This is a genomic window from Maribacter sp. Hel_I_7, from assembly GCF_000688315.1.
GTDB lineage: Bacteria > Bacteroidota > Bacteroidia > Flavobacteriales > Flavobacteriaceae > Maribacter > Maribacter stanieri.
The window spans coordinates 2,042,938-2,064,939 of the sequence record NZ_JHZW01000002.1 but is presented as its reverse complement, the minus strand read 5'-3'; the positions used below and the strand labels follow the sequence as shown (position 1 = coordinate 2,064,939).

Sequence of the window (22,002 nt, the reverse complement as noted above, 5' to 3'; positions counted from 1 at the left end):
AGTAATCCTAAAAAATAATACAGATGAAAACAAAAGAATTGCAAAAACAGAAGAGTATCAAGTTAGAGCCATTTTACCAAGCAATGGAAGACGATCCAATGTTGCTGGAAGAAGCCTTTGAAATACTATTGGAAATGGTCAATTCAGAGCCTAAATCTGCTAAGAAACTAGCCCTTTTGATTAAAGAGGACTTTCACGATTTGTATAAGGAAATAGAAGCATTGTGCAAACCGGACCAAGACAAAGGAAACACACCTTCCTGCTGTGGGGGACTCTAGCAACGGACAAATAAAAGACCTCAACAAATGGCAGTATCCATTGAACAGGTCTATACCCCTGCCAAGGCGCGGGTTAGTGAATGTAGTGATAAGTAAAATTAGTAATAATAAAATGTGATGTTGAGTTTGGAGACAAGCGGTAAAACGATTTTAGGAGATTTACAAGAGTTCGGCAACCAGCATTAACGAATAAAAGTAATGGAAACAGATACGATAAAAATTCATTTTTTAGGTGCGGCGGGAACCGTTACCGGCTCCAAATATCTTCTGGATACAGGGGACAGAAAAATACTTGTGGATTGCGGTCTATTTCAGGGGCTCAAAGAACTACGCCTGAAAAACTGGGAATATCCACCTGTAAATGTCAACGAAATTGATGCCGTATTGCTTACCCACGGCCATATGGATCATACGGGCTATCTACCGAGATTGGTAAAGCAAGGTTTCAAAGGGCCAATTTATGGCACCTACCCCACTCTGGACATCGCCAAGATTATATTGAACGATAGTGCCAAAATACAGGAACAGGAGGCTGAACGTGCCAATAAGGAAGGGTATTCAAAGCACAGTCCCGCAGAACCGCTGTACGATTTAAAGGATGTTGAAAAGACCATTCCGTATTTCAAGGGAATACCGCCCAACCAGTGGCTTCCCCTGTTAAAGAACGTAAAGGCAAGATTTCAGTATAACGGACATATTCTCGGGGCAACCTATATTGAATTGGATGTGCAGGGTAAACGATTTGTCTTTTCAGGGGATATTGGTAGAACGAACGATTTGCTCTTATATCCTCCAGTAAAACCAAAAAGGGCGGATGTGTTGTTTATGGAATCAACCTATGGCGGCAGGTTCCATCCCGAAGAGGAAGAGGCCATCCCTCTTATAGAAAAATTGGTCAACGAAACCATTTCAAGGGGCGGTAGCCTCTTTATTCCGAGTTTTTCGGTTGAACGCGCGCAATTGATGATGTTGATATTCTGGAGGCTTTTAAAGGAAAACAAAATCCCGAAAGTTCCAATGATAATGGACAGCCCCATGGGAGCGAATGTCTTGGATCTATTTCACAGAACACGGGACTGGCACAGATTGGAAGATGACGAGTGTGACAAAATGTGCTCCCATTTTACGGTCGTGAGCAGTTACCATGAAACTATGGAACTGAGAAGTGATGACAAACCAAAAATTGTCATTGCCGGAAGCGGAATGCTCACAGGTGGCAGAATGTTGAACTATCTGGAAACGCAGGCACAAAACCCCGACAACACTTTACTCTTTGTTGGCTATCAAGCAGAAGGTACCCGTGGAAGAAAATTGTTGGAAGGAGAAAAGGAATTAAAAGTGTACGGAAAGACCGTATCCTTCAAAATGCAAGTGGCCGAGATAGAAGGACTTTCGGCCCATGCAGACCATGCCGAACTGCTGGATTGGTTGAGCAATATAGAAGAAAGACCGGAACGGATATTCATAATCCACGGAGAAAAGGAAGGAGCGGAAGCCTTAAAAAAGGGAATTAAGGAAACCTATGGTTGGGAGAGTGAAATTCCCCAACTCTATGGTATCGAAGAGATAAGATAGGTAATGAAAATAGACAAAAATTAACACGGAAATGGAACAAAAATCGAATATCCTTAAATATAAACCTCTAGGTATTTACACACAGAACGAGAACGTTGTATACATGAGGGAAGATTGTCATGTATGCATTTCCGAAGGTTTTGAGGCATTGACCCGAATACGGGTGTCCAAGGTAAGTACCTCGGTTGTGGCGAGCCTTCACATAATTACTTCTGACGTACTACGGCACGGCGAAATAGGGCTGTCACAGGTAGCGGCGAAAAAACTCAAAGTATCCGACGGCGAAACATTATATGTGTCCCATTTGGAACCAATTGAATCGTTGAGTTATGTGCGGGCAAAAATTTACAATCAAAAGCTCGATTACAAAGCTTACAAGGACATCATTACGGATATTATCGAAGGGGATTACTCCAACATCCACCTATCGGCATTCATTACCGCTTGTGCGGGCGACCGAATGGATATCGATGAAATCTCCGACCTTACCAAGGCGATGATAGCCTCGGGAAAACAATTGGATTGGAACAAGGAAATAGTGGTGGACAAACACTGCATCGGAGGCCTACCGGGGAATAGAACAACGCCTATAGTTGTCGCAATTGCTGCCGCATACGGGCTGACCATGCCCAAAACTTCATCACGGGCCATTACTTCGCCAGCGGGTACGGCCGATACCATGGAAGTACTAACGAATGTTACCCTCTCTGGCGAAGAAATCAAACGTGTCGTGGAACAGGAGGGTGGATGTTTGGCTTGGGGCGGCACCGCCCAATTAAGCCCAGCGGATGATATTCTCATTAAGGTGGAAAAAGCCTTGGATATTGATAGTGAAGGCCAGCTAATCGCCTCTGTATTGTCAAAAAAAGCGGCAGCAGGTTCCACCCATGTGGTCATCGACATCCCTGTTGGGGAAACGGCCAAGGTGCGCAGCGAAGAGGCCGCACAAAAACTCAAGGAACATATGGAAGCCGTAGGCGATGCCGTGGGGCTTAAAATTAAGGTGGTCATTACCGATGGCAGCCAGCCCGTGGGCAAGGGTATCGGCCCCAATTTAGAGGCGGTCGATGTCCTACTCGTTTTGCAGAATAAGGAGGATGCACCACAAGACCTTAAAGAACGGGCACTATTGTTGGCAGGGGAACTTTTGGAACTATCGGAAAAAGTGGAGACAGGAAAAGGCTTTGAAACAGCCAAAGAACTGTTGGAAAGCGGAAAGGCCTACCAAAAATTTGAGGCCATCTGCAAGGCCCAAGGAAGATTTTCAAAAACCTATGTTGCCCCTTATCAATTTGAGATGCATGCCCCTAGACGTGGTACGGTCAAAAAAATAAACAATCGAAAGATTGCAAAACTCGCAAAATTGTCGGGAGCGCCACAATCGAAGTTGGCAGGCATTTCGATGAATGTCCGTTTGGGCGATGCCATTGATAAAGGAGAGTTGCTCTACAAACTCCACGCCGAAACAACTGGGGAATTGAACTATGCCCTCGAATATTATGAGAATCACGATGACATTATCGAAATCGAATGATGTATGGTAGAGAAAGATAAAATATTGATAATCGGAGGGTACGGTACCGTTGGATCTATTGTCTCGCGACAGCTTGCATTGCGATATCCTTCAAAAATAATCGTCGGAGGCAGAAACAAGGTTAAGGCCCAAATGCTTATTGAACAAAATGGACTTAGTGCCAAGGCCATATATTTAGATGTTGAGAAAGAAAGGTTTAAAGAAGTAGATTTCAATGAAATACATACTGCTGTAAGTTGTAGAGAAACCATGAATATTTCCTTTATTCTTGAGTGTCTACAGTTCAATATTAATTATACAGAGGTTGGTGCCTCTTTCAAGGCACACAAACGATTTTTTGAACTATCGGATTACATCGACAATGCCGATTGTTTAGTAATTCCCAGTGTTGGTTTGGTGCCAGGTCTTTCCAACATTTTTGCATTAAACGGTGCTAAACGATTTGCCGAAATAGATGAAATACATACCTATGTGATGCTTGGCCTTGGAGAATCCCATGGTATTGATTCCGTTAGGTGGATGCTGGAAAAGGCAAATAGTTCATTCAAAATAAAGACAAAAGATGGCAGTGTTTCCGTGAAGGGTTATACCCATCCAAAATCGACCCGGTTATTGAACGAACAAAGGGAACGGACTTTCTATTTGTTCGATTTCTCGGACCATCACACCATTCCACTTCTTGTCGACACCAAGGCCATAGATACCCGCATCGGTTTCGATTCCAGAACGATTACATATTTGTTTTATCTACTTCAGAAAATCGGTTTTTTGAAATGGTCTAAAAATCTAGGTCCAAAAAGATTTAAAAAAGTTCTGGATTTCATCCGGATGGGTTCGAAACGGTTTGGGCTACAAATAGAGATTAATGGAAGAGACAGCTTAGGTATTCAATCCAGTATGAAATATTTGGCAACCGGCGAAAACGAAGCTATTGCTACGGCAACGGTTACTTCATACGCCGCAGAACTGATGTACTTGAATAAAACCCAAAAGGGATTGAAACACATTGAGGAAGTTTGTGATTTTGATGAATTGAAGGGCTATCTGGAAAAACATAATGTTAAAATTTTAAATACAAGTGATTATGAAAACGATACTGTTCAGCCTTCCGGGCAACCAGGAACTTACGGCACAACTAGCTAAAAAGATGAACGCCGAAATCGGGGAGTGCAAATTGCGCAAATTTCCTGACGGCGAATCCTATACCCGTATCCTTTCCGATGTGAAAGGCAAATGTGTAGTAATGGTCTGTACCCTTCACGAACCCGATGAAAAACTGTTGCCGCTCTACTTTTTAAGCCATACGGCCAAATCATTAGGCGCTATGTGCACCTGTTTGGTGGCACCCTATTTGGCATATATGCGTCAGGACAAAGTGTTTCACGAGGGGGAAGGGGTTACCTCCACTTATTTCGGAAAATTGATTTCAGGATTTGCGGATAGCATCACTACTATTAACCCGCATTTGCATAGAATAAGTTCTTTGGGCGAGGTATACGATATTCCGAATAGGGTCATCCATGCCGCGGATGCCATCTCCAAATACATCAAGGAAAATATACACAATCCGGTACTGATTGGCCCTGATTCCGAAAGCGAGCAATGGGTCTCCGATGTGGCAAAAAAAGCAGGGGTTCCGTTTACCGTATTACAAAAGGTTCGTCATGGCGACAGAGATGTTGAAGTTTCCGTACCCGATGTAGAAAAATATAAAGAATCCACCCCGGTTTTGGTGGATGATATTATATCTACGGCAAGGACCATGATAGAAACCACGGAACACTTGAAGAATGCCGGAATGAAACCAGCGATATGCATTGGTATCCATGCCGTTTTTTCCGAAAATGCCTATCAAGACCTTTGGGATGCCTATGTAGAGAATATCATTACATGCAATACAATTCCACATCAATCCAACCGCATTGACCTAAGCGATATTATTGCCAAGGAAGTAACAGAGCTGATGCACCATACATGAAAAGAACCATTTACATATTAACCGTTTTAATGTCATCCTTTTTAGCGCAGGCACAAGAAGAAATGCTTATCGGCCAACTCGTAGACAGATTGGTAGTAAGGGAAAATTATAACGAAAATGGAGTTTTTCTGAACAAGCAAACCTTTCAGGCGGGAGAGTTAAAAGAAACGGATGGATATTATGAAATTGAAGTGGTCACCGAGCTTTTCGATAAAAACGGAAAATCCACGGATAAATATTCTACAAGCTACAGATGTCGGCCCGAAGAGTCGAGTATAATGGTAATGGCCTTTCCCTTTTCCAATCCCAAATCGAAGGAAACCGAAATCAACACCAACTCCGAGAATTTCAAGGAGCTGTACGATTTGGATAATTTGGAAGATGTTGAACTGGAAATGAGTTTCGATTCAGGATTACTGGACTTCTTTGGCTCCAAAAGCAAGATCAAAATTTATGACCGGATTTTGGAATCCAATGGAAATGGTAAAAGCATCAGATCAAAGATCAATATCAAAGCCTATGCAATCGGTATACGAATTAAGCAGCTTAATTACGCTGTAAATGAAAATCTGAATAATAAAGGATTGCTCTCCCACCAGAAATTCACTGAAGAAGACGGTAGCTATTTTACAATGACCTATAAATAAGAAACGATGAAAAGTTACGATACACTTTCCGAAGCGATACAAGACCTTCAAAAAAGGGGTTATATCTATGATTTCAATCTCAAGCCCCATTGTTTGGAATGCGCTTCCCTAAAACTGGAAATACACCCAGATGACTTTGAGATAGATGAATTGCACCGTTTTGAAGGGATGAGCAGTACAGATGACAATAGTATCCTGTATGCCATCTCTTCTAAAAATGGAATCAAGGGAACCTTGGTTGATGCCTACGGAGTATATGCCGAGAATATTTCAGAACAAATGCGAAAAAAATTACGTTAACCCTTAAATAGAACAAAATGGACGATAACAAAGATCACAAGGACAAAAAAATGGACCATTCGAAGATGGACCACTCAAAAATGGATCATTCAAATATGGACCACTCGAAAATGGAAGACCCAAAATCGACCGACCATAGTAAGATGGACCACAGTAAAATGGATCATTCAAAAATGGATCATAGTAAGATGAAACATGGTGATCATGACAGCATCCCCATGGGTATGGCAGGCCACGACCACCATAAAATGATGATTGCCGACTTTAGAAAAAGGTTTTGGATCACGTTGATTTTAACCGTACCCATACTATTCTTTTCTCCGATGATCCAGGAATTCTTTGGATATAGTTTTCTTCTTCCTGGAAACCCATACATTCTTTTCGCCCTTTCTACCGTAGTATATTTCTATGGTGGCTGGCCTTTTCTAAAGGGTCTCGTTTCTGAGATTAAAAAGGGTGCACCGGGAATGATGACCTTAATATCCATGGCCATTAGCGTCGCCTATTTTTATAGTTCAGCGACGGTTTTCGGGTTACAAGGCGTCGATTTTTTCTGGGAACTGGCTACCCTGATTGCAATTATGTTGTTAGGGCATTGGATTGAAATGAAGAGTGTTCTAGGTGCATCAAAAGCCCTACAATTATTGGTCAGTATGATGCCCGCTGAAGCACACCGGGTAAAAGGAGATACTATTGAGGACATCAAGTTGGAAGACCTTTTAAAGGACGATGTTATTCTGGTCAAGCCTGGGGAAAAAGTACCTGCCGATGGAATCATTACAGAGGGCTCCAGTTACTTGAACGAATCTATGCTTACCGGAGAGTCCAAACCGGTCAAAAAGGAGTTGAACGATAAGGTAATCGGGGGTTCGGTAAATGGAAATAGTACCCTAAAAGTCAAAGTAGAGCACACCGGAAAAGACAGCTATCTCAACAAAGTGATCAAGATGGTAGAGGAAGCACAGAAAACCAAATCCAAAATGCAGAACCTGTCGGATAGGGCCGCAAAATGGCTGACCTATATTGCATTGGCCATTGGTTTTGGCACGTTGGCGGTGTGGCTTATTTTGGGCTTCCCATTTGTGTACGCCTTGGAACGGATGGTTACGGTCATGGTCATTGCCTGTCCCCATGCCCTAGGTTTGGCGATTCCTTTAGTAGTTGCCATTTCCACGGCAGTTTCTGCACAGAACGGGTTGCTGATCCGTAATAGAACGGCATTTGAAGAATCCCGAAAAATATCGGCTTTGCTGTTTGATAAGACCGGTACCCTGACCAAAGGGGATTTTGGGGTTACCAGGATTGAATCGGTAGATACGAAGTATTCTTCAGCTGAAGTCTTAAGACTGGCCAGTGCCTTGGAACAAAGTTCCGAACACCCGATTGCCGTTGGAATTATCAAAAAAGTCAAGGAAGATAGTGTGGCCGTCCCAAAACCAGAAAATTTCAACGCCATTACAGGAAAAGGTGTTGAGGCGACCGTGGAAGACAAAAAAGTAAAAGTGGTAAGCCCCGGTTATTTGAGGGATGAGAAAATAACCATTCCCGAAGATGCCTACAGCGATGCTGCCGAAACAGTGGTATTCGTTTTAATCGATGGAAAACTGGCAGGTTACATCGCCCTTGCCGATGAGATCAGGCCAGAATCCGCCGAAGCCATTAAGATATTTAAAAAGAACAATATCAAAGTATTGATGGCAACTGGGGACAATGAAAAAACCGCTAAGGCAGTAAGCGATAAACTTGGCTTGGACGGTTATTATGCCGAAGTATTGCCCCACCAGAAAGTGGAAATCGTAGAAGAATTACAAAATAAAGGGGAATTTGTGGCTATGACGGGAGATGGGGTAAACGATGCCCCAGCATTGGCAAAGGCTAATGTCGGCATTGCCGTTGGATCTGGCACCGATGTTGCCGCAGAGACCGCCGATATTATTCTGGTCAACAGCAACCCACAGGATATCGCCAACCTGATTTTATTCGGGAAGGCCACCTATAACAAGATGATCCAGAACCTGATTTGGGCTACTGGTTATAATGTTGTTGCCATTCCGTTGGCTGCCGGGGTATTATATTCTTCAGGATTTGTTTTAGGCCCGGCCGTTGGAGCGGTGTTTATGAGCCTATCCACCATTATAGTGGCCATTAACGCCCAACTATTAAAAAGGAAAATCGGAAAAAAATAATGGACAAGAAAGAAAAGCTCAACAGGATATTTTTGGTTCTGTTGAGTCTATTTGTGGTAATGTTGGGTTATGGTATTCTGCTGCCCATTCTTCCCTATTATACGGAAAGATTGGCGTTAGAGGATAATCTGGATCCTGACCTGATCAATTTCCATATAGGAATGTTGACCAGTATTTATCCACTTTTCCAGCTCATATTTGTGATTGTATGGGGTAGACTTTCCGATAAATATGGTCGTAAGCCCATAATTTTAGTGGGACTTATCGGATTTATAGTAATGAACTTGCTGACCGGCCTGGCCACTTCGCTTACGATGCTATATGTCGCCCGTATCTTAGGGGGGATATTTACTTCCTCAGTGATTCCTGTCAGCAATGCCTATCTTAGTGATATAACTTCGGAGAAACGAAGGACCAAGATAATGGCATGGTCCGGGGTTGCCATTAGTTCCGGTCTTATCTTCGGCCCTGTGTTGGGAGGTCTTTTATCACAGACCAATGTCCATTTGAAGTACTCATTTGGGATATTCCATTTAGACCGATTTTCGGTTCCTTTTCTTTTTGCTGCAGTACTAGGTTTAATCGTATTGTTCGTTATAATAAAATGGCTAAAGAACACAGCTATAGTAACCAAGATTAGGAAAAAAGCGACAAAATTCAGTGTCTCCTTTAGTAGCTATTTTATAGTTCTGTTAACGCTGTCTTTCGTTATGCAATTTGTTGTGACCCTCTTTGAAACCGTCTTTTCTATTTATGGTAAGAATGAATTAGAGTTCAATAGTAGCCAAGTTGGTATTGGTTTTATGCTTTGCGGTTCCGTAATGGCGGTTTTACAGCCAGTTTTCGCTACTTATGGGGAAAAGATAATGACCTCGAAACAACAAATCACAGTAGGCTTATTGATAACCGGACTTTCGCTCATTGTATTTCCCTTTATGGGCACTGAGCTATCTGTATATGGACTGATAATACTATTTGCTACTGGTGGTGCAATGGTAACCCCAAATCTGCTTTCAGCGGTCTCTTTGTTATCCAAGGAAGATACGGGTAGAAACATTTCCGTACAAAGCTCCACGAACAGCATCGGACAGATTTTGGGCCCCGTATTGGGAACTTGGTTGCTCGCCGGAGGGTTTTATTATCCTTTTATAATTGCAGGATCGGTCGTTTTGGTTGCAATAGGATTGGTTTATTATTTAAGGCAATAGAATGGAAGGTTTTCATTTTGTATTGCGATTACAGTAGAAATGATATGGGAATAATTAAAAAAATACTAGTGGCTATTGACGGAAGCGATTCTGCCTTGAACGCTGCAAACTACGCTATAGAACTAGCAAAACAGATTCATGCGCAATTAGAAATAGTTTACGTAGTGCGCTATTCTCCGGGAAGTATTCCAGCGGGTATATTTCCAGCTGACGTTGAGGCCCAAGAAAAGGCAAATGCCATCGAACTAATCAATAAAATTAAGCAGGCACATCCAGAAGTAAAGATTCAAAATTTTGAAACCCTTGGTCGACCTGCTGAAGAAATCAATAAAACCATACGGAATTGGAATGCGAATTTACTCGTTATTGGCCACCATGCCCATCGATTCTTTACACATTTGCTAAAAAATAGTATCGAGAAAAAGCTGTTGAAACATCTCAAAGTCCCATTGTTGATTATTCCCGAAAACTATACAATAGAACCCTGAGTCAGTTATTTGATAACGCTAAGCAAAATTCCAGATGTATAGACTAATTATAAATTGTATTTGAGAATTGTCCGAAAATGGAAGGCATGCTAAACCTAAAAAATGATGGTTCATAGATCAACAGAAGAAAATATCAAAAAATCAGGGCACGACATGAGCCATGACGAAGAATATATTGAACTGGTCCATTCAGGCGAAGATTATTTTTATAGGTTGGAAAAAATAATTGGAAAGGCACAAAAGGAAATCCATCTACAAACCTACATTTTTGAAAACGATAGTACGGGAAATCGGATAGCTGCCCAACTGAAGGAAGCCGCCCGACGAAATGTAAAAGTGTATGTACTATTGGACGCTTATGGCAGTACTTCGCTTCCCAATAGTTTTATCAATGATTTCGTACAACATGGTATTTCACTACGTTTTTTCTCCCCTTTGTTCTCTTGGAACAATTTTTATCTCGGTAGGCGCATGCATCACAAAGTAGTCGTTGCCGACGGAAAAACAGCACTGATCGGGGGAATCAATATTGCCGATAAATACCACGGCACAACTGAATCCGAACCTTGGCTTGATTATGCCGTGCAGTTGTATTGTCCGGCCGCAGAAGATTTACAGAAACTGTGTAGGGGTTATTTTTTTAAACAAAGTAGCTCAAAAAAAATAAAGCCCGTCTTGCATTTGGTGGAAAAAGCAAGGGTTGGAATCTTACAGAACGACTGGCTTAAAAGTAAAACTGAAGTCTGCGATGCCTATACCAATGCCATACTTCATGCTGAAAAAGAGATAGTTATCGTAGGCTCGTATTTTTTGCCTGGAAGCATAATGGCAAAGGCATTGAAAAAAGCCTGCAAAAAAGGAATAAAGACAACGGTAATCTTAGCGGGCATTAGCGATGTGCCGTTGGTACGTAGGGCAACCGAACATTTGTATTCCTCTTTTTTAAACCACCATATGAGGATATATGAGTGGAACAAATCTGTAGTGCATGGTAAAGCTACGGTGGTAGATAAAAAATGGTCCACCGTAGGCTCATTTAACCTGAACAGTCTCAGTTGCTATGGCAGTATCGAAATGAACGTGGAAATTCACTCCGTAGAATTTGCCGAAAACCTTCGCACTGACTTTGAAAAGGTTATCAGCGAGTGTAGCGAAATTACCTGCGAGACACTCAGACAAAGAACAGGGCTAATCAACAGGTTGGCAAATTGGGTTTCTTATCAAATGGTACGTACAACCATGCTTTTTTTAACCTTTCTTCCACATTTAAGGTTTTTGAAAGACTACAGGTTATAGAATATTGATAAATGGTTATATGAACTATGGTGTCCGATTAGAAAGCTAAATACTCTAAGATGATAAAAATGTGAACACAAAGTCATTTATACATTTTAAGATAGCGAAAGAATGAATGGCTTATTAAAAGATTTGACAATGAAAAAATTTTATTACAACGAAGAACAGCAATCCTATGATGCGATTGTTGTGGGAACCGGCATCAGCGGTGGCTGGGCCGCCAAAGAATTATGTGAGAACGGTCTTAAGACCCTGGTTTTGGAACGCGGAAGAATGGTGCGTCATATCACGGACTACCCCACGGCTTACAAAGATCCTTGGGATTTTACGAACGGAGGAAAGCCGACACAGGAAGACCTTAAAAAACAACCAAAGCAGAATAGGACAGGCTACACGACCAATGCGGCAAGTGCCCTGTGGTTCGTGAACGACTTGGAACACCCCTACAACGAAATCAAACGTTTTGATTGGATGCGGGGCTACCATGTGGGAGGGCGCTCCATTATGTGGGGGCGACATAGTTACCGTTGGAGCGATATCGATTTTACCGCCAACCAGCGCGAGGGAATCGCAGTGGATTGGCCCGTTAGATATAAGGACATTGCCCCTTGGTACGATAAAGTAGAAACCTACATCGGAGTATCGGGGGAAAATCTTGGTCTGAAGCAATTGCCCGACGGCCAGTTTTTACCCATGATGGAACTCAATTGTGTCGAACAACATTTTAGGGAAAAGGTAAGTGAGAATTTAAATGGCCGTGTGGTCACGGCAGGAAGAGTCGCCAATATCACTGGAACTAAAAAATTCGAAGGCCGGCAACATTGCATGTTCCGAAACCGCTGTATACGTGGTTGCCCATTTGGGGCGTACTTTAGCAGCAATTCCTCTACCTTGCCCGCCGCCGAACGAACCGGAAACCTAACGCTAAGACCCGATTCTATTGTACACGAAGTGATGTATGATCCCGATACCAAACGCGCGACAGGAGTAAAGGTCATCGATAGGATTACCAAGGAAGCGCATGAGTTCAAGGCCAAAGTAATTTTCCTATGCGCCTCGTCCATTGCCTCAACATCCATATTGATGCAATCAAAATCCGATCGCTTCCCTAACGGTATGGGCAATGATTCCAATCAGTTGGGAAGGAACATTATGGATCATCATTTGGGTGTGGGTGCCCAAGGCAAGTTTGACGGGCTTGAAGACAAATATTATAAGGGGCGAAAACCAAATGGGGTATATATCCCGCGCTTTAGAAATCTTGGTGGCGATTCCGACCGCAAAGATTATAAGCGGGGTTTTGGCTATCAAGGCGGTGCCGGAAGAGGCAATTGGGACGATGCCGTCGCCGAACTCTCTTTCGGGAGAGATCTAAAAGAGGCCATCCTGAAACCAGGCGGATGGACCATGGGTCTCGGCGGCTTCGGCGAAGTGCTTCCGTACGAAGAAAATAGAATGACCTTGGATTATGATAAGTTGGATGGTTGGGGGCTACCTACGGTAACTTTCGATGCCGAATTCAAGGAGAATGAATGGGCCATGCGGAAGGACATGAAGGAATCTGCTGTCGAAATGCTCGAAAAAGCCGGGCTACGCGATGTGGAACCTTTTGACAACCCCGGGGCCCTAGGCCTTGGAATCCACGAAATGGGCACCGCACGTATGGGAAGGGACAAAAGAACATCGGTACTCAACGGAAACAACCAAATACACGAAGTGCCCAATGTATATGTGACCGACGGATCGTTTATGTCATCCGCAGCCTGTGTAAACCCATCCCTTACCTATATGGCATTTACGGCGCGAGCCGCAAACCATGCAGCACAACAACTTAAAAAAGGAAATATATAATCGATGGCGGAATACAAGCGAAACCTACACATCGTACAACTCATATTAAAAGATCAGTAATTTTAAAAAAAATGACTATGACAGATTTAACAATTAGCGCAAGTGCGAATGTCCTCAGAAACAATTACCTGGGCCACTTGGCCTATCTATGGCAAGGAAAATCCTATTTGATTCCTATTACCTATTATTTTGATCATGCGGACAATACAATTATTAGCTATACATCGGAAGGCCATAAAATCGATGCGATGCGAAAAAACAACTCGGTTACCGTACAGGTCGAAGAAATGCAATCTATGTTTAATTGGGAGTCGGTTATGGTGCACGGCACATTCGAAGAACTTGAAGGCACCATTGCCAAACAAAAGTTACACCTATTTACAGAAGGCATTAAAAGTATTATAAAACGAAAAGAACATAAAGAAGTCGAGTTCATCAACGAATTTTCAAGTAAATTATACTCCAGGGGCATTCCTATTGTTTACCGTATTAAAATACTGGAAATTATGGGAAAACGCAGGGAAACGTAAAGGCAACATCGCTAATCAGATGGACCTTTTTGGCTTTAAGAACCCTAACAGATCTAAATTCCAAAGTAAGAATCTCAATTGCCAACTTAAAAATAATTAGCGGACGACCATTTAAAATAACTTTTGAACTCATCGAACAATCGCTATTTGCAATTGGAGAAAAAATGCTAAAGATAGATATGTTGAATGTTATGATAAAAAGTAACTTTATATTAGTTAAGTTATGCTAAAACAAACAATTTACATATTGTCACTTTCATTGTTGGTTATCATGGCATGTAACGACGATGACCAAAGTTCACAACAGGTTAATCTGTTATTTACTGAAGATAATCTAGCAGGGGATTGGAAAAGGATTGCAGAATTTAGAGGGCAACCTAATGATTCGTTGGGAATTTTAGAGCCTACCGAAGATTTATTCGCTCAAATCGAAAGTTGCCAAAAAGACGATATGATACGATATGTAAAGGCATTCCAACAAGAAGAGAACTCCTATTTCTGGGGAATCGGAGAAGTTGCATGTCATAGCCAGATAGCCCAGTCATTTATAGAAATTGGTACTTGGACTTTTGAGGAATCAGGAAAACTAAGCCACTTTAATTCTGAGGTTAGCAAACCATTTATTGTGGTCCTATTGACGGGTCAACGATTGCGAATTCGAAAGGAATCGGGAATGGTAGAACCTGATGGGACTATCTATGAATTCACTGAATATGAACGTGTGAGATAAAGCTATTGGGCAAATTCTAATTACCATTCGGATTCTTCCTTTTTCAATTCAGGATATAAAGCATTTAGCAAGGGTATGCAATCAACTTTCTGGTTTGGACTCGTAGCATGGAACTTTGCCAACTTTTTTTGAAAGGTTTTCTTTTTGTCTAAAAGCATCAATTTTTCCCAAATACCATAGTTCTTAAAGGCTTTTTCGATGTAGCTCCAATAGTCGGTATAACTATGTATGGCATTGTTTGCGAAGGCTATCCATTGATTTTTTTGATATCTGTAGCCGATAACCTTATCTCTTTTTGCGCTTTCAATTATGCATATAAGAGGTTTGTGTTCGAAAAGTTCACCAATCATGTAACTATTATTAAGCTCATTTGCCAAACGAAAAATTATTAATGTCGATTCGTATTCAATAGGATCTGTTTCGATTTGGGCCAATATTGTTTCGTCCCCTTTCTTTAGTGTATACCCTTTTCGGATAAGTCTTCTTAAAAGCCACATTTTATCCTCAATAGCTTTATTTTCAAACATAGTTGCAAGAAGGGTATTATTGTCCTTGGATTTTTCGTTTAAATCGATTTCCAAATATGAACTATCGATCATATGCTCAAGAAAACCCATATGACCCTTTTTTGCTATTGAAAACCAGTAGTGAATTCTTGGCTGGCCATCTTTAGGTTTAAAAGCATCGGATTCATTCAATACTGATAGTTCGAATTCGTCCAAATTTTCCATATCATTTTCGATTGAAGAAAAATTATAACCTTTACTTTGCCATAAGAATCGAAGGTCATCTATTATAGAACTTGCTTTTTCTTCTGCCACTACCTTCCTTCGATGCGTTTGCATTTTGACTTGCTCTTGTCTTTCCTTTTGAAGAAGTTTGGCATGTTCCTTCTCCCTAACCTTCAGTTTTTCCGCATAGTCATAGTAATAAACCTGACAGGATTCAACGCTGAACTTAAGTTGCCGAATGCTCACAGATTTTTCTATCCATTTGCTAAGCAGTTTATTATCATCCGTTAGAAATGGATATTTGTACGTACACAGCAATCTAAAAGGTTCTGAGTCTTCATCCAGTTTGAAGAAGTTTTGAAAATCCGTAAGATATTTGATATCGCGTTCCATTTGTCGCTGGCCATGAACATCAAAATCATCCAATATCCAAATAAGAAAGATCCCTTTCCGTTGGTAAAAATCATGGCGGTCATAGATATAACGCAGGGATAGGTCGGATAACTGTATCTCGAAAACAAGTTCTTTGTCCAAATATTTACAATACACATCGGGCCTGCGTTTTTCATTTTCATCGTAAATAAAGGTATCATCTACGCAGATAGAATGAACACCATCTATGTTGGAAAGTTTTTCGGCTATTTTGTTCTTGAGTGTTTTGTGCCTTGTACTTTCTTTTCCCCGATAAAGCTGTGCCATTTGGTCTGTTTCCTCTTGCGATAGGTTGGCTTCTTTTAAGTAACAGAACGACGCATTTGGTGGGTGCTTAAAATGTAGTCTATCATACTTGCTACTGGAAACATTCAATTTTTGGTCACACTCGCAACAGTAGAGTTCTACTTCATCCCTATGATACTGCCTGCGAAGTTCAAATGAATTTTTAGCTGTGTCAAAGACATCATCCGCTTCAAGAATCTCTCCTGAAGTTTTGTCAAAAGCTACTTTTATTGATCTTTGAAATGGCATTTCTATTATTGAGTAGTTTTAAGGTTCGAAAACAAGTTTTGTAACACTTGTTTATTCGCATTCATTTTCTCCAATCGAAGTATCGCCTCCTTTAACAATTCCATAAAATCCAATTGTTTCTGTACAATCGGTAGTTCTTTGATGTAAATGCTCTCTGGATTGATTCCGTTGTTGGGATATCTTGTCATAGAACTATGTTGAATGGTCAATAGAGCACAGAAGTACAACGTATAATCTATAAATATAGAATCAAATTGAATTGGTATTAAACGATGTATTATATCTTGAAAAAAGCTTTGCGATTTATTTTTATCCGCAAGCAAATCCATAATTTCCTTTTCTGCTTCTAAAGCATCTACCGTTCCAAATTGGCCAAAGTATTTTGCCATGGCTTGCAAGTGCGATTTAAGTGTTGAATTACTATTTTCCGGAAACTTATATTCTATAGTTTTTAACCCTTTTAGCAATTCTAGATAGTCATCGAGGTCTTCCAATGTAAAATTAACCAAATCGTAATTTTTCAAACTGTCTATGACACGAATACCATCCGAAATTGATTTGTAGTATCTGGCAAAACCCTCATTAGAAAAATGCTCTAAATCTTTTGGCATTGGATAGAGTTCAAGAAGCTCTATTGCAGCCTTCATTTTTTCTTCTTTTCGCACCATAATTTTTCTGGGGATTTTAAATTGATTGTGGGAGGCCTCCTCGACTTCCTTTTCTGTAAAATCGCCGGAGAAAAGAGCCGCCGCTTTATTGGCTTTCTCACTTGCCTGCTGGAACAGGAAATAAGAGTTTCTAAAATGTCCTTTTTGATGCAGTATGGAGGCAGATTCCAAATCTTTATCGGCAATATTTAGCCAAGTATTAACAGCTATTCTCATAAGGGATGTACGTGTTGCGTGAATAATAATATTGATATTTCAATCAGTTTGTAAAACATAAACCGGCATGCCAATATACTTTCTTAAATTTACTAATAGTAAATGATAAGTTCCTGCCATTTTTCAATGGTCATTGAGATTTACTATTGCGAAAAAATATTGGCGAATGCAATTAATAGATAGAAAAGATCTAGAAAACTGGGCAGACACCTATGATTCCATGGGCTATCTGCCCTACTTGATGTTGCGTTTGACAAGGGCTTCTACACCGAATACGACTTTCGTTGATATTCCGTTCGGAAGTGCTGTGACCGTTGGGGGTTGGGACGGAGTTGTAAAATGTTCGGGTTGTGGAAACCATGTTCCCGATGGAATTTCATTATGGGAGTTTGGGACAGATTCAAATGTCAAGGGCAAAGCAGAAAAAGAATATACTAAACGAACTGCCGATCCCTTGGGTTATGACATAGGTCAATCCACTTTTGTTTTTGTAACACCAAGATTTTGGAAGTTCAAAGAGAAATGGAGACAGGAAAAGATTGCCGAAAAGAAATGGAAAGATATAAGGGTATACGATTCTTCTGATTTAGCACAATGGTTGGATTCAACTATGGCGGTTGCCAGATGGTTCTCAAGTTACATCGGAAAATACCCTATGGACGGTATTGTTACGGCTGATGAATATTGGGAGGAATGGTCTTCGGGACCGGCTGGAATTCTACCTCCTGAGACGGTTACCTCGGGACGGCAAAAGGAAATGGAATTATTGGCAAATTTTCTAAATGACCGTCCTGCAATTAAAGGTGTTAAAGCTTCGACCAAAGGAGAAGCGATTGCCTTCATTATTGCTTGTGCGAAACAATTTGATCAGCCACTGAACGAGAGATTCTTTTCTAAAACCCTATTGGTCGATACTGAAGGAAATTATAGAGGTATTCGCATTAACACGACAGCTCTCAACCTAATTCCAAGATTTGAAGACACCCAACCCCTCTATGCGGCAATAGCCAAAGGTCATCACGTGCTTGTTCCGCTTGGAGGGGATGATTCCTTCAATCAAGATACCATTGTGCTACCAACGATTGAAAAAGATGGGCAAGTAGCTAGTCTAATTGATATGGGCCTATCAAGGGAGGATGCAGTAAAGTATTCTAGGGAATCAGGTCGCAACATTACAATTCTAAAAAGATTGATAGGTTTTCCACATTTGTCCGCAAAGTGGCTAAATAAGGAAGATATCCGAGATATAGTACCAGCACTACTGCTCGGCAGATGGAACGAAAACCACCTTGGAGATAGGGAGCTTCTGGAACAACTATCGGGTCAGACCTATGCCGACTATATTAAAGTCATAGCATACTGGAGGGATATCGATGAGTCCCCGATAATTCAAATAGGCGAAACTTGGAGGCTCCTCTCTCCGCTGGATGCATGGACGCAATTGGCACCTGTACTACAGGAAGAAGACTTAAAACTTTTAGGGCAGTGCTTTCTACAGGCTTTTCAAAATGGAAATCCCGATATAGAGGATGCTAATCCGTTATTTTCTGAAGTGCAATATTTAAGTCGAGAGAAAAAATTTTCTGGTTGGGCGCGAGAAGGCTTGATACAGTCTTTGATACTGATAGCACATTTTGGGAAAAGTCTTAAAATTCCCCAACTTGCCATGCCACAAGATTGGGTGGATGGACTACTAAGTCAATTGCTTAATGATGCGGACGGAAAACTTTGGATATCGTTGGATCATGAATTACCACTAATTTCGGAAGCTTCCCCAGAGGTTTTCCTTAATTCGGTCGATAAATCCCTGTCTATGGACCCGCCCCCAATAATGGAAATATTCGAGGAGCATGAAGGGTTCTTGTATAAGAATAGTAATCATACCGGTTTGTTATGGGCATTGGAGGGATTGGCTTGGGCTCCTGAATACTTGTATGAAACAACCGTTCTATTATTAAAGTTATCCAAATTGGATCCCGGTGGAAATTTATCCAATCGACCTACCAATAGCCTTGCTGAAATTTATAAGCCATGGCACTATCAGACCCTAGCTGATTTTTCCGAAAGAATGGATGTTTTGAAAAGGGCGGTATTTGAGGAAAAAGAATTAGGTTGGGTACTATTATTGAGTATGCTGCCAGATAGCTTGGGTGTTGCACAGCCCACTCACAAAATGAGATGGCGTTTGTTTGCCGAGAATGTCAATCTTACGTACACCTATGATGAAATCTTTGGCACATATTCCACTGTCGTTGATTTACTTATTTCAATTTTTGACAACTCCGATGACAGATTGTCCGAGCTGATAAAAAATTCTGTAAAACTTTCCCCGCCTGATAGGGTTAAAATTATAGAATTGGCGAATCAGAGTATTGCAGATTTGAAACGGAACAAATTTGTTACGTGGGATGCGATTAGGGAAATCCTAAACCATCATCGGTCATACCCCGAAACCGATTGGGCGTTGCCGGAAGAAGTATTGGCTGATTATGAAGCCCTCTATAAAAAACTAGAGCCTCAAAATACCGTCAAAAAACACCTATGGCTTTTTAATGACCACTGGCCCCATTTTCCAGAGGGCTTTAAAGATGTCAACGATGCAGCGGTCGATCGCTATAAAACACAGGAAATAAAAATTGACGAAGAAAGAGAAAAAGGTTTGATGGCTATTCTGAAGGAATTGGGCATTGGTAAAACTCTTGAATTAGCTTCCGACGTTAAGGAGAAATGGAGTTTTGGCAAGGCATTGGCTCATATAACGGATAACCATGGATCTGTGCTGACAGTACTAAAACTTCTGAAAACAGGAGATTTTGAAGAATGGTTTGTCCACAGTTATATATACTTTAAAGTTCATGAGAATGGTTTTGAGTGGCTTTTGGAATTTTATGAACAAATAAAAGGAGATTTTAGCGATGAACAGTTAGCGCATTTGTTCATACCATTGGATCAATCGAAAGAACTTTGGGAGTTCATAGATAACACTAACAACGAATTAGTCGAAAAATATTGGGTCAACATGTTACCTAGATTTCATAATTTAAGCCAAAAAGAAAAAATATACGGTACAAACCGGCTGATATATTTCAAAAGATTTTTTACAATCATCAATAGTGGACATACAATTTTCGAGGACATCCCATCGGATTTGTTGGTTGAACTATTAGAGAAAACGGCGTTAGTCAAGGCGAATGAAAAAGTCAATTTCAGGGAATATGAACTCTCCAAAATTTTCGAGGTTCTTGATGCAAGGAACGATGTTGAGCACCAAAAGCTCATAAACTTAGAATGGTTGTACCTTCCTGTATTGGCAAGATATGGTGCCCATAGAAGTCCAAAAATTCTTCATAAAGAACTCTCTGAAAACCCAGATTTCTTTATTGAATTGTTAAAGTGGGCTTATAGGCCGAAAGATAATGATAAAACAGAGGCCGAAGCAAAAGATACTTCGGATCCGGATATTCAGGAGCGTGCAAAACAAGCCTATCAGCTTTTAAGCTCATGGAAAGGTATTCCTGGGGTTGAAACAGATGGAACCATTGCTAAGGATAAAATGTTGAGCTGGATCGATCGCGTAAGAGATTTGGCCAAGAAAGCGGATCGTATCGAGGTAGCTGATGCAAAAATAGGGCAAAGTCTGGCTCAGTATCCGGAAACTGGTATAGAATGGCCACCCGATGAAATCTGCGAAATTATCGAGCGAATAAACACGGATAGCTTAAAAAGGAATTTTTCAAGTGCTACCAGCAACAAGAGAAGTTTTTCCTCGAGGGGTGCCTTTGAAGGTGGCGACATAGAACGTGATAAAGCTATGTATTTTGAAAAATTAGCTTTAAGGATAAAATCAAAATATCCGAATGTTGCAGCAATACTTCAAAGGTTATCAAAAGGATATTTGATAGATGCAAAAAGAATGGATGATCGTGCTGAAAGAGATAAATTGGAGTATTAATCCAAATTATGCATTTTAGGAATCCTCCTTTTCAGAGGGGTAAACCGAACTTTGTCTGAAGTTAAATTAATGTGTAAAATCATGTCGCCATGATTACCCACAAGTGAAGGTTGTTATATTTTTTTCTGAAATATCCATACGAATCTTTTGAAACAAAACTTTTTTATGATACTTTTACCGCATATAAAACCGCATACTTTGTATGTAGTTAATGAAATTTAAGCGATTATTAACTCGCTGTTAATTAAAGAGTTATAAAACCGCGGGATAGAGCAGTAGGTAGCTCGTCGGGCTCATAACCCGAAGGTCGCTGGTTCGAGTCCAGTCCCCGCTACTAAGACTTAGGTCAATGAAAACAACGGTTTGTGTACGCACAAACCGTTTTTTTATGTCTTCTATTTCCGTACTTTTACTTAACGTACACGAAAACGTACACGTTTTACGCATGAAACTGAACTATTCCGACCCCAAAATCTATACAGGTGGAGTCGATATTACCCAATGGTCAAAACTGACAAGAAAGGAGCAAAAGACCGCACTTCTAAAAGATTGGTATGTATACTATCGATTTAGAAATCCAAAAACAGGAAAACTTGTCAAACAGACAAATCTAAAGTTGGGTGCCAATAGGTACAAAGATAAAACTAGCAGATACCACATTCTAAAACAGATTAAGCTAGCAATAGAAATTATTTTACAAGAAGGGTTCGATCCATACGGTGATAATGGAAACCTTAAAAAATACCTAGAGAATAGAGGTAAGGAAAAACACCTACGATTCAAAAACCTGTCATACAAAAGGTAACACCAACCCCAGAACAGTCCATCAGTATCGAAGATGCTTTTAGCACAGCTCTCAAAATCAAAG

General features: G+C 40.8%; 18 protein-coding genes and 1 tRNA gene. 17 read left to right on the top strand and 2 right to left on the bottom strand.

The features are described from left to right. The first annotated feature begins 23 nt into the window (after positions 1–23). The 14 genes from P178_RS0110485 (at position 24) to P178_RS0110420 (ending at position 14,601) form a co-directional block, all read left to right on the top strand. Complete coding sequence (locus tag P178_RS0110485) at positions 24–278, top strand: hypothetical protein (RefSeq protein ID WP_027066183.1); 255 nt, start codon at positions 24–26, stop codon at positions 276–278. Positions 279–476: 198 nt separating this feature from the next. Further along, positions 477–1,853: an MBL fold metallo-hydrolase RNA specificity domain-containing protein gene (locus tag P178_RS0110480; protein WP_027066182.1), complete on the top strand. Its 1,377-nt coding sequence runs from the start codon at positions 477–479 to the stop codon at positions 1,851–1,853. Positions 1,854–1,884: 31 nt separating this feature from the next. Continuing rightward, positions 1,885–3,387, top strand: coding sequence for a thymidine phosphorylase family protein (locus P178_RS0110475; RefSeq protein WP_027066181.1), 1,503 nt, complete (start codon positions 1,885–1,887; stop codon positions 3,385–3,387). Positions 3,388–3,390: 3 nt separating this feature from the next. Beyond that, entirely contained in the window at positions 3,391–4,530 is a 1,140-nt protein-coding gene (locus P178_RS0110470; RefSeq protein ID WP_027066180.1) for a hypothetical protein, read from the top strand. Further along, positions 4,472–5,365 (top strand): ribose-phosphate pyrophosphokinase, encoded by an 894-nt coding sequence (locus tag P178_RS0110465; RefSeq protein WP_027066179.1) that lies wholly within the window; start codon positions 4,472–4,474, stop codon positions 5,363–5,365. The genes P178_RS0110470 and P178_RS0110465 overlap by 59 nt, the downstream gene beginning before the upstream one ends. A gap of 29 nt (positions 5,366–5,394) precedes the next feature. Next, positions 5,395–6,012, top strand: coding sequence for a hypothetical protein (locus tag P178_RS0110460; RefSeq protein ID WP_231500525.1), 618 nt, complete (start codon positions 5,395–5,397; stop codon positions 6,010–6,012). Between the two features lie 6 nt (positions 6,013–6,018). Beyond that, a complete protein-coding gene (locus P178_RS0110455; protein WP_027066177.1) occupies positions 6,019–6,312 on the top strand; it encodes a hypothetical protein in 294 nt (97 codons plus the stop codon). A 65-nt stretch (positions 6,313–6,377) separates the two neighbouring features. After that, the gene (locus tag P178_RS0110450; RefSeq protein ID WP_036146547.1) at positions 6,378–8,498 is read left to right on the top strand and encodes a copper-translocating P-type ATPase; all 2,121 of its coding nucleotides are present in this window, start codon (positions 6,378–6,380) and stop codon (positions 8,496–8,498) included. Next, a complete protein-coding gene (locus P178_RS0110445; protein WP_027066175.1) occupies positions 8,498–9,706 on the top strand; it encodes an MFS transporter in 1,209 nt (402 codons plus the stop codon). The genes P178_RS0110450 and P178_RS0110445 overlap by 1 nt, the downstream gene beginning before the upstream one ends. A gap of 44 nt (positions 9,707–9,750) precedes the next feature. Further along, entirely contained in the window at positions 9,751–10,194 is a 444-nt protein-coding gene (locus P178_RS0110440) for a universal stress protein (RefSeq protein WP_027066174.1), read from the top strand. Between the two features lie 102 nt (positions 10,195–10,296). Next, positions 10,297–11,490: a phospholipase D-like domain-containing protein gene (locus P178_RS0110435; RefSeq protein ID WP_027066173.1), complete on the top strand. Its 1,194-nt coding sequence runs from the start codon at positions 10,297–10,299 to the stop codon at positions 11,488–11,490. Positions 11,491–11,628: 138 nt separating this feature from the next. Further along, complete coding sequence (locus P178_RS0110430; RefSeq protein ID WP_027066172.1) at positions 11,629–13,341, top strand: GMC oxidoreductase; 1,713 nt, start codon at positions 11,629–11,631, stop codon at positions 13,339–13,341. A 77-nt stretch (positions 13,342–13,418) separates the two neighbouring features. Next, a complete protein-coding gene (locus tag P178_RS0110425; protein WP_027066171.1) occupies positions 13,419–13,871 on the top strand; it encodes a pyridoxamine 5'-phosphate oxidase family protein in 453 nt (150 codons plus the stop codon). A 223-nt stretch (positions 13,872–14,094) separates the two neighbouring features. Further along, positions 14,095–14,601 carry a hypothetical protein gene (locus P178_RS0110420; RefSeq protein WP_155941613.1) on the top strand — a complete coding sequence of 169 codons (507 nt, stop codon included), beginning with the start codon at positions 14,095–14,097 and terminating at the stop codon, positions 14,599–14,601. Positions 14,602–14,621: 20 nt separating this feature from the next. On the opposite strand, the gene P178_RS0110415 is transcribed toward P178_RS0110420, so the two are convergent. Together P178_RS0110415 and P178_RS0110410 are read right to left on the bottom strand one after the other, a co-directional pair. Beyond that, entirely contained in the window at positions 14,622–16,298 is a 1,677-nt protein-coding gene (locus P178_RS0110415; RefSeq protein WP_027066169.1) for a DUF6035 family protein, read from the bottom strand. A gap of 5 nt (positions 16,299–16,303) precedes the next feature. Then, positions 16,304–17,182: a HEPN domain-containing protein gene (locus tag P178_RS0110410; protein WP_027066168.1), complete on the bottom strand. Its 879-nt coding sequence runs from the start codon at positions 17,180–17,182 to the stop codon at positions 16,304–16,306. A gap of 166 nt (positions 17,183–17,348) precedes the next feature. Between P178_RS0110410 and P178_RS0110405 the strand changes: the two genes are divergently transcribed. From P178_RS0110405 to P178_RS23545, 3 genes are all read left to right on the top strand, one after another. After that, positions 17,349–21,134, top strand: coding sequence for a hypothetical protein (locus P178_RS0110405; RefSeq protein WP_027066167.1), 3,786 nt, complete (start codon positions 17,349–17,351; stop codon positions 21,132–21,134). A gap of 261 nt (positions 21,135–21,395) precedes the next feature. Beyond that, positions 21,396–21,468, top strand: a tRNA-Met gene (locus tag P178_RS0110400). Between the two features lie 15 nt (positions 21,469–21,483). Further along, on the top strand, positions 21,484–21,939 hold the full coding sequence (locus P178_RS23545; RefSeq protein WP_231500524.1) for a hypothetical protein: 456 nt from the start codon (positions 21,484–21,486) through the stop codon (positions 21,937–21,939). Positions 21,940–22,002: the final 63 nt, after the last annotated feature.

Bases quoted from the DNA above. Each gene is read 5' to 3' on its own strand.
- P178_RS0110485 (WP_027066183.1), top strand. From the start codon at position 24: ATGAAAACAAAAGAATTGCAAAAACAGAAGAGTATCAAGTTAGAGCCA.
- P178_RS0110480 (WP_027066182.1), top strand. From the start codon at position 477: ATGGAAACAGATACGATAAAAATTCATTTTTTAGGTGCGGCGGGAACC.
- P178_RS0110475 (WP_027066181.1), top strand. From the start codon at position 1,885: ATGGAACAAAAATCGAATATCCTTAAATATAAACCTCTAGGTATTTAC.
- P178_RS0110470 (WP_027066180.1), top strand. From the start codon at position 3,391: ATGGTAGAGAAAGATAAAATATTGATAATCGGAGGGTACGGTACCGTT.
- P178_RS0110465 (WP_027066179.1), top strand. From the start codon at position 4,472: ATGAAAACGATACTGTTCAGCCTTCCGGGCAACCAGGAACTTACGGCA.
- P178_RS0110460 (WP_231500525.1), top strand. From the start codon at position 5,395: ATGTCATCCTTTTTAGCGCAGGCACAAGAAGAAATGCTTATCGGCCAA.
- P178_RS0110455 (WP_027066177.1), top strand. From the start codon at position 6,019: ATGAAAAGTTACGATACACTTTCCGAAGCGATACAAGACCTTCAAAAA.
- P178_RS0110450 (WP_036146547.1), top strand. From the start codon at position 6,378: ATGGACCACTCAAAAATGGATCATTCAAATATGGACCACTCGAAAATG.
- P178_RS0110445 (WP_027066175.1), top strand. From the start codon at position 8,498: ATGGACAAGAAAGAAAAGCTCAACAGGATATTTTTGGTTCTGTTGAGT.
- P178_RS0110440 (WP_027066174.1), top strand. From the start codon at position 9,751: ATGGGAATAATTAAAAAAATACTAGTGGCTATTGACGGAAGCGATTCT.
- P178_RS0110435 (WP_027066173.1), top strand. From the start codon at position 10,297: ATGATGGTTCATAGATCAACAGAAGAAAATATCAAAAAATCAGGGCAC.
- P178_RS0110430 (WP_027066172.1), top strand. From the start codon at position 11,629: ATGAAAAAATTTTATTACAACGAAGAACAGCAATCCTATGATGCGATT.
- P178_RS0110425 (WP_027066171.1), top strand. From the start codon at position 13,419: ATGACAGATTTAACAATTAGCGCAAGTGCGAATGTCCTCAGAAACAAT.
- P178_RS0110420 (WP_155941613.1), top strand. From the start codon at position 14,095: ATGCTAAAACAAACAATTTACATATTGTCACTTTCATTGTTGGTTATC.
- P178_RS0110415 (WP_027066169.1), bottom strand. From the start codon at position 16,298: ATGCCATTTCAAAGATCAATAAAAGTAGCTTTTGACAAAACTTCAGGA.
- P178_RS0110410 (WP_027066168.1), bottom strand. From the start codon at position 17,182: ATGAGAATAGCTGTTAATACTTGGCTAAATATTGCCGATAAAGATTTG.
- P178_RS0110405 (WP_027066167.1), top strand. From the start codon at position 17,349: ATGCAATTAATAGATAGAAAAGATCTAGAAAACTGGGCAGACACCTAT.
- P178_RS23545 (WP_231500524.1), top strand. From the start codon at position 21,484: ATGAAAACAACGGTTTGTGTACGCACAAACCGTTTTTTTATGTCTTCT.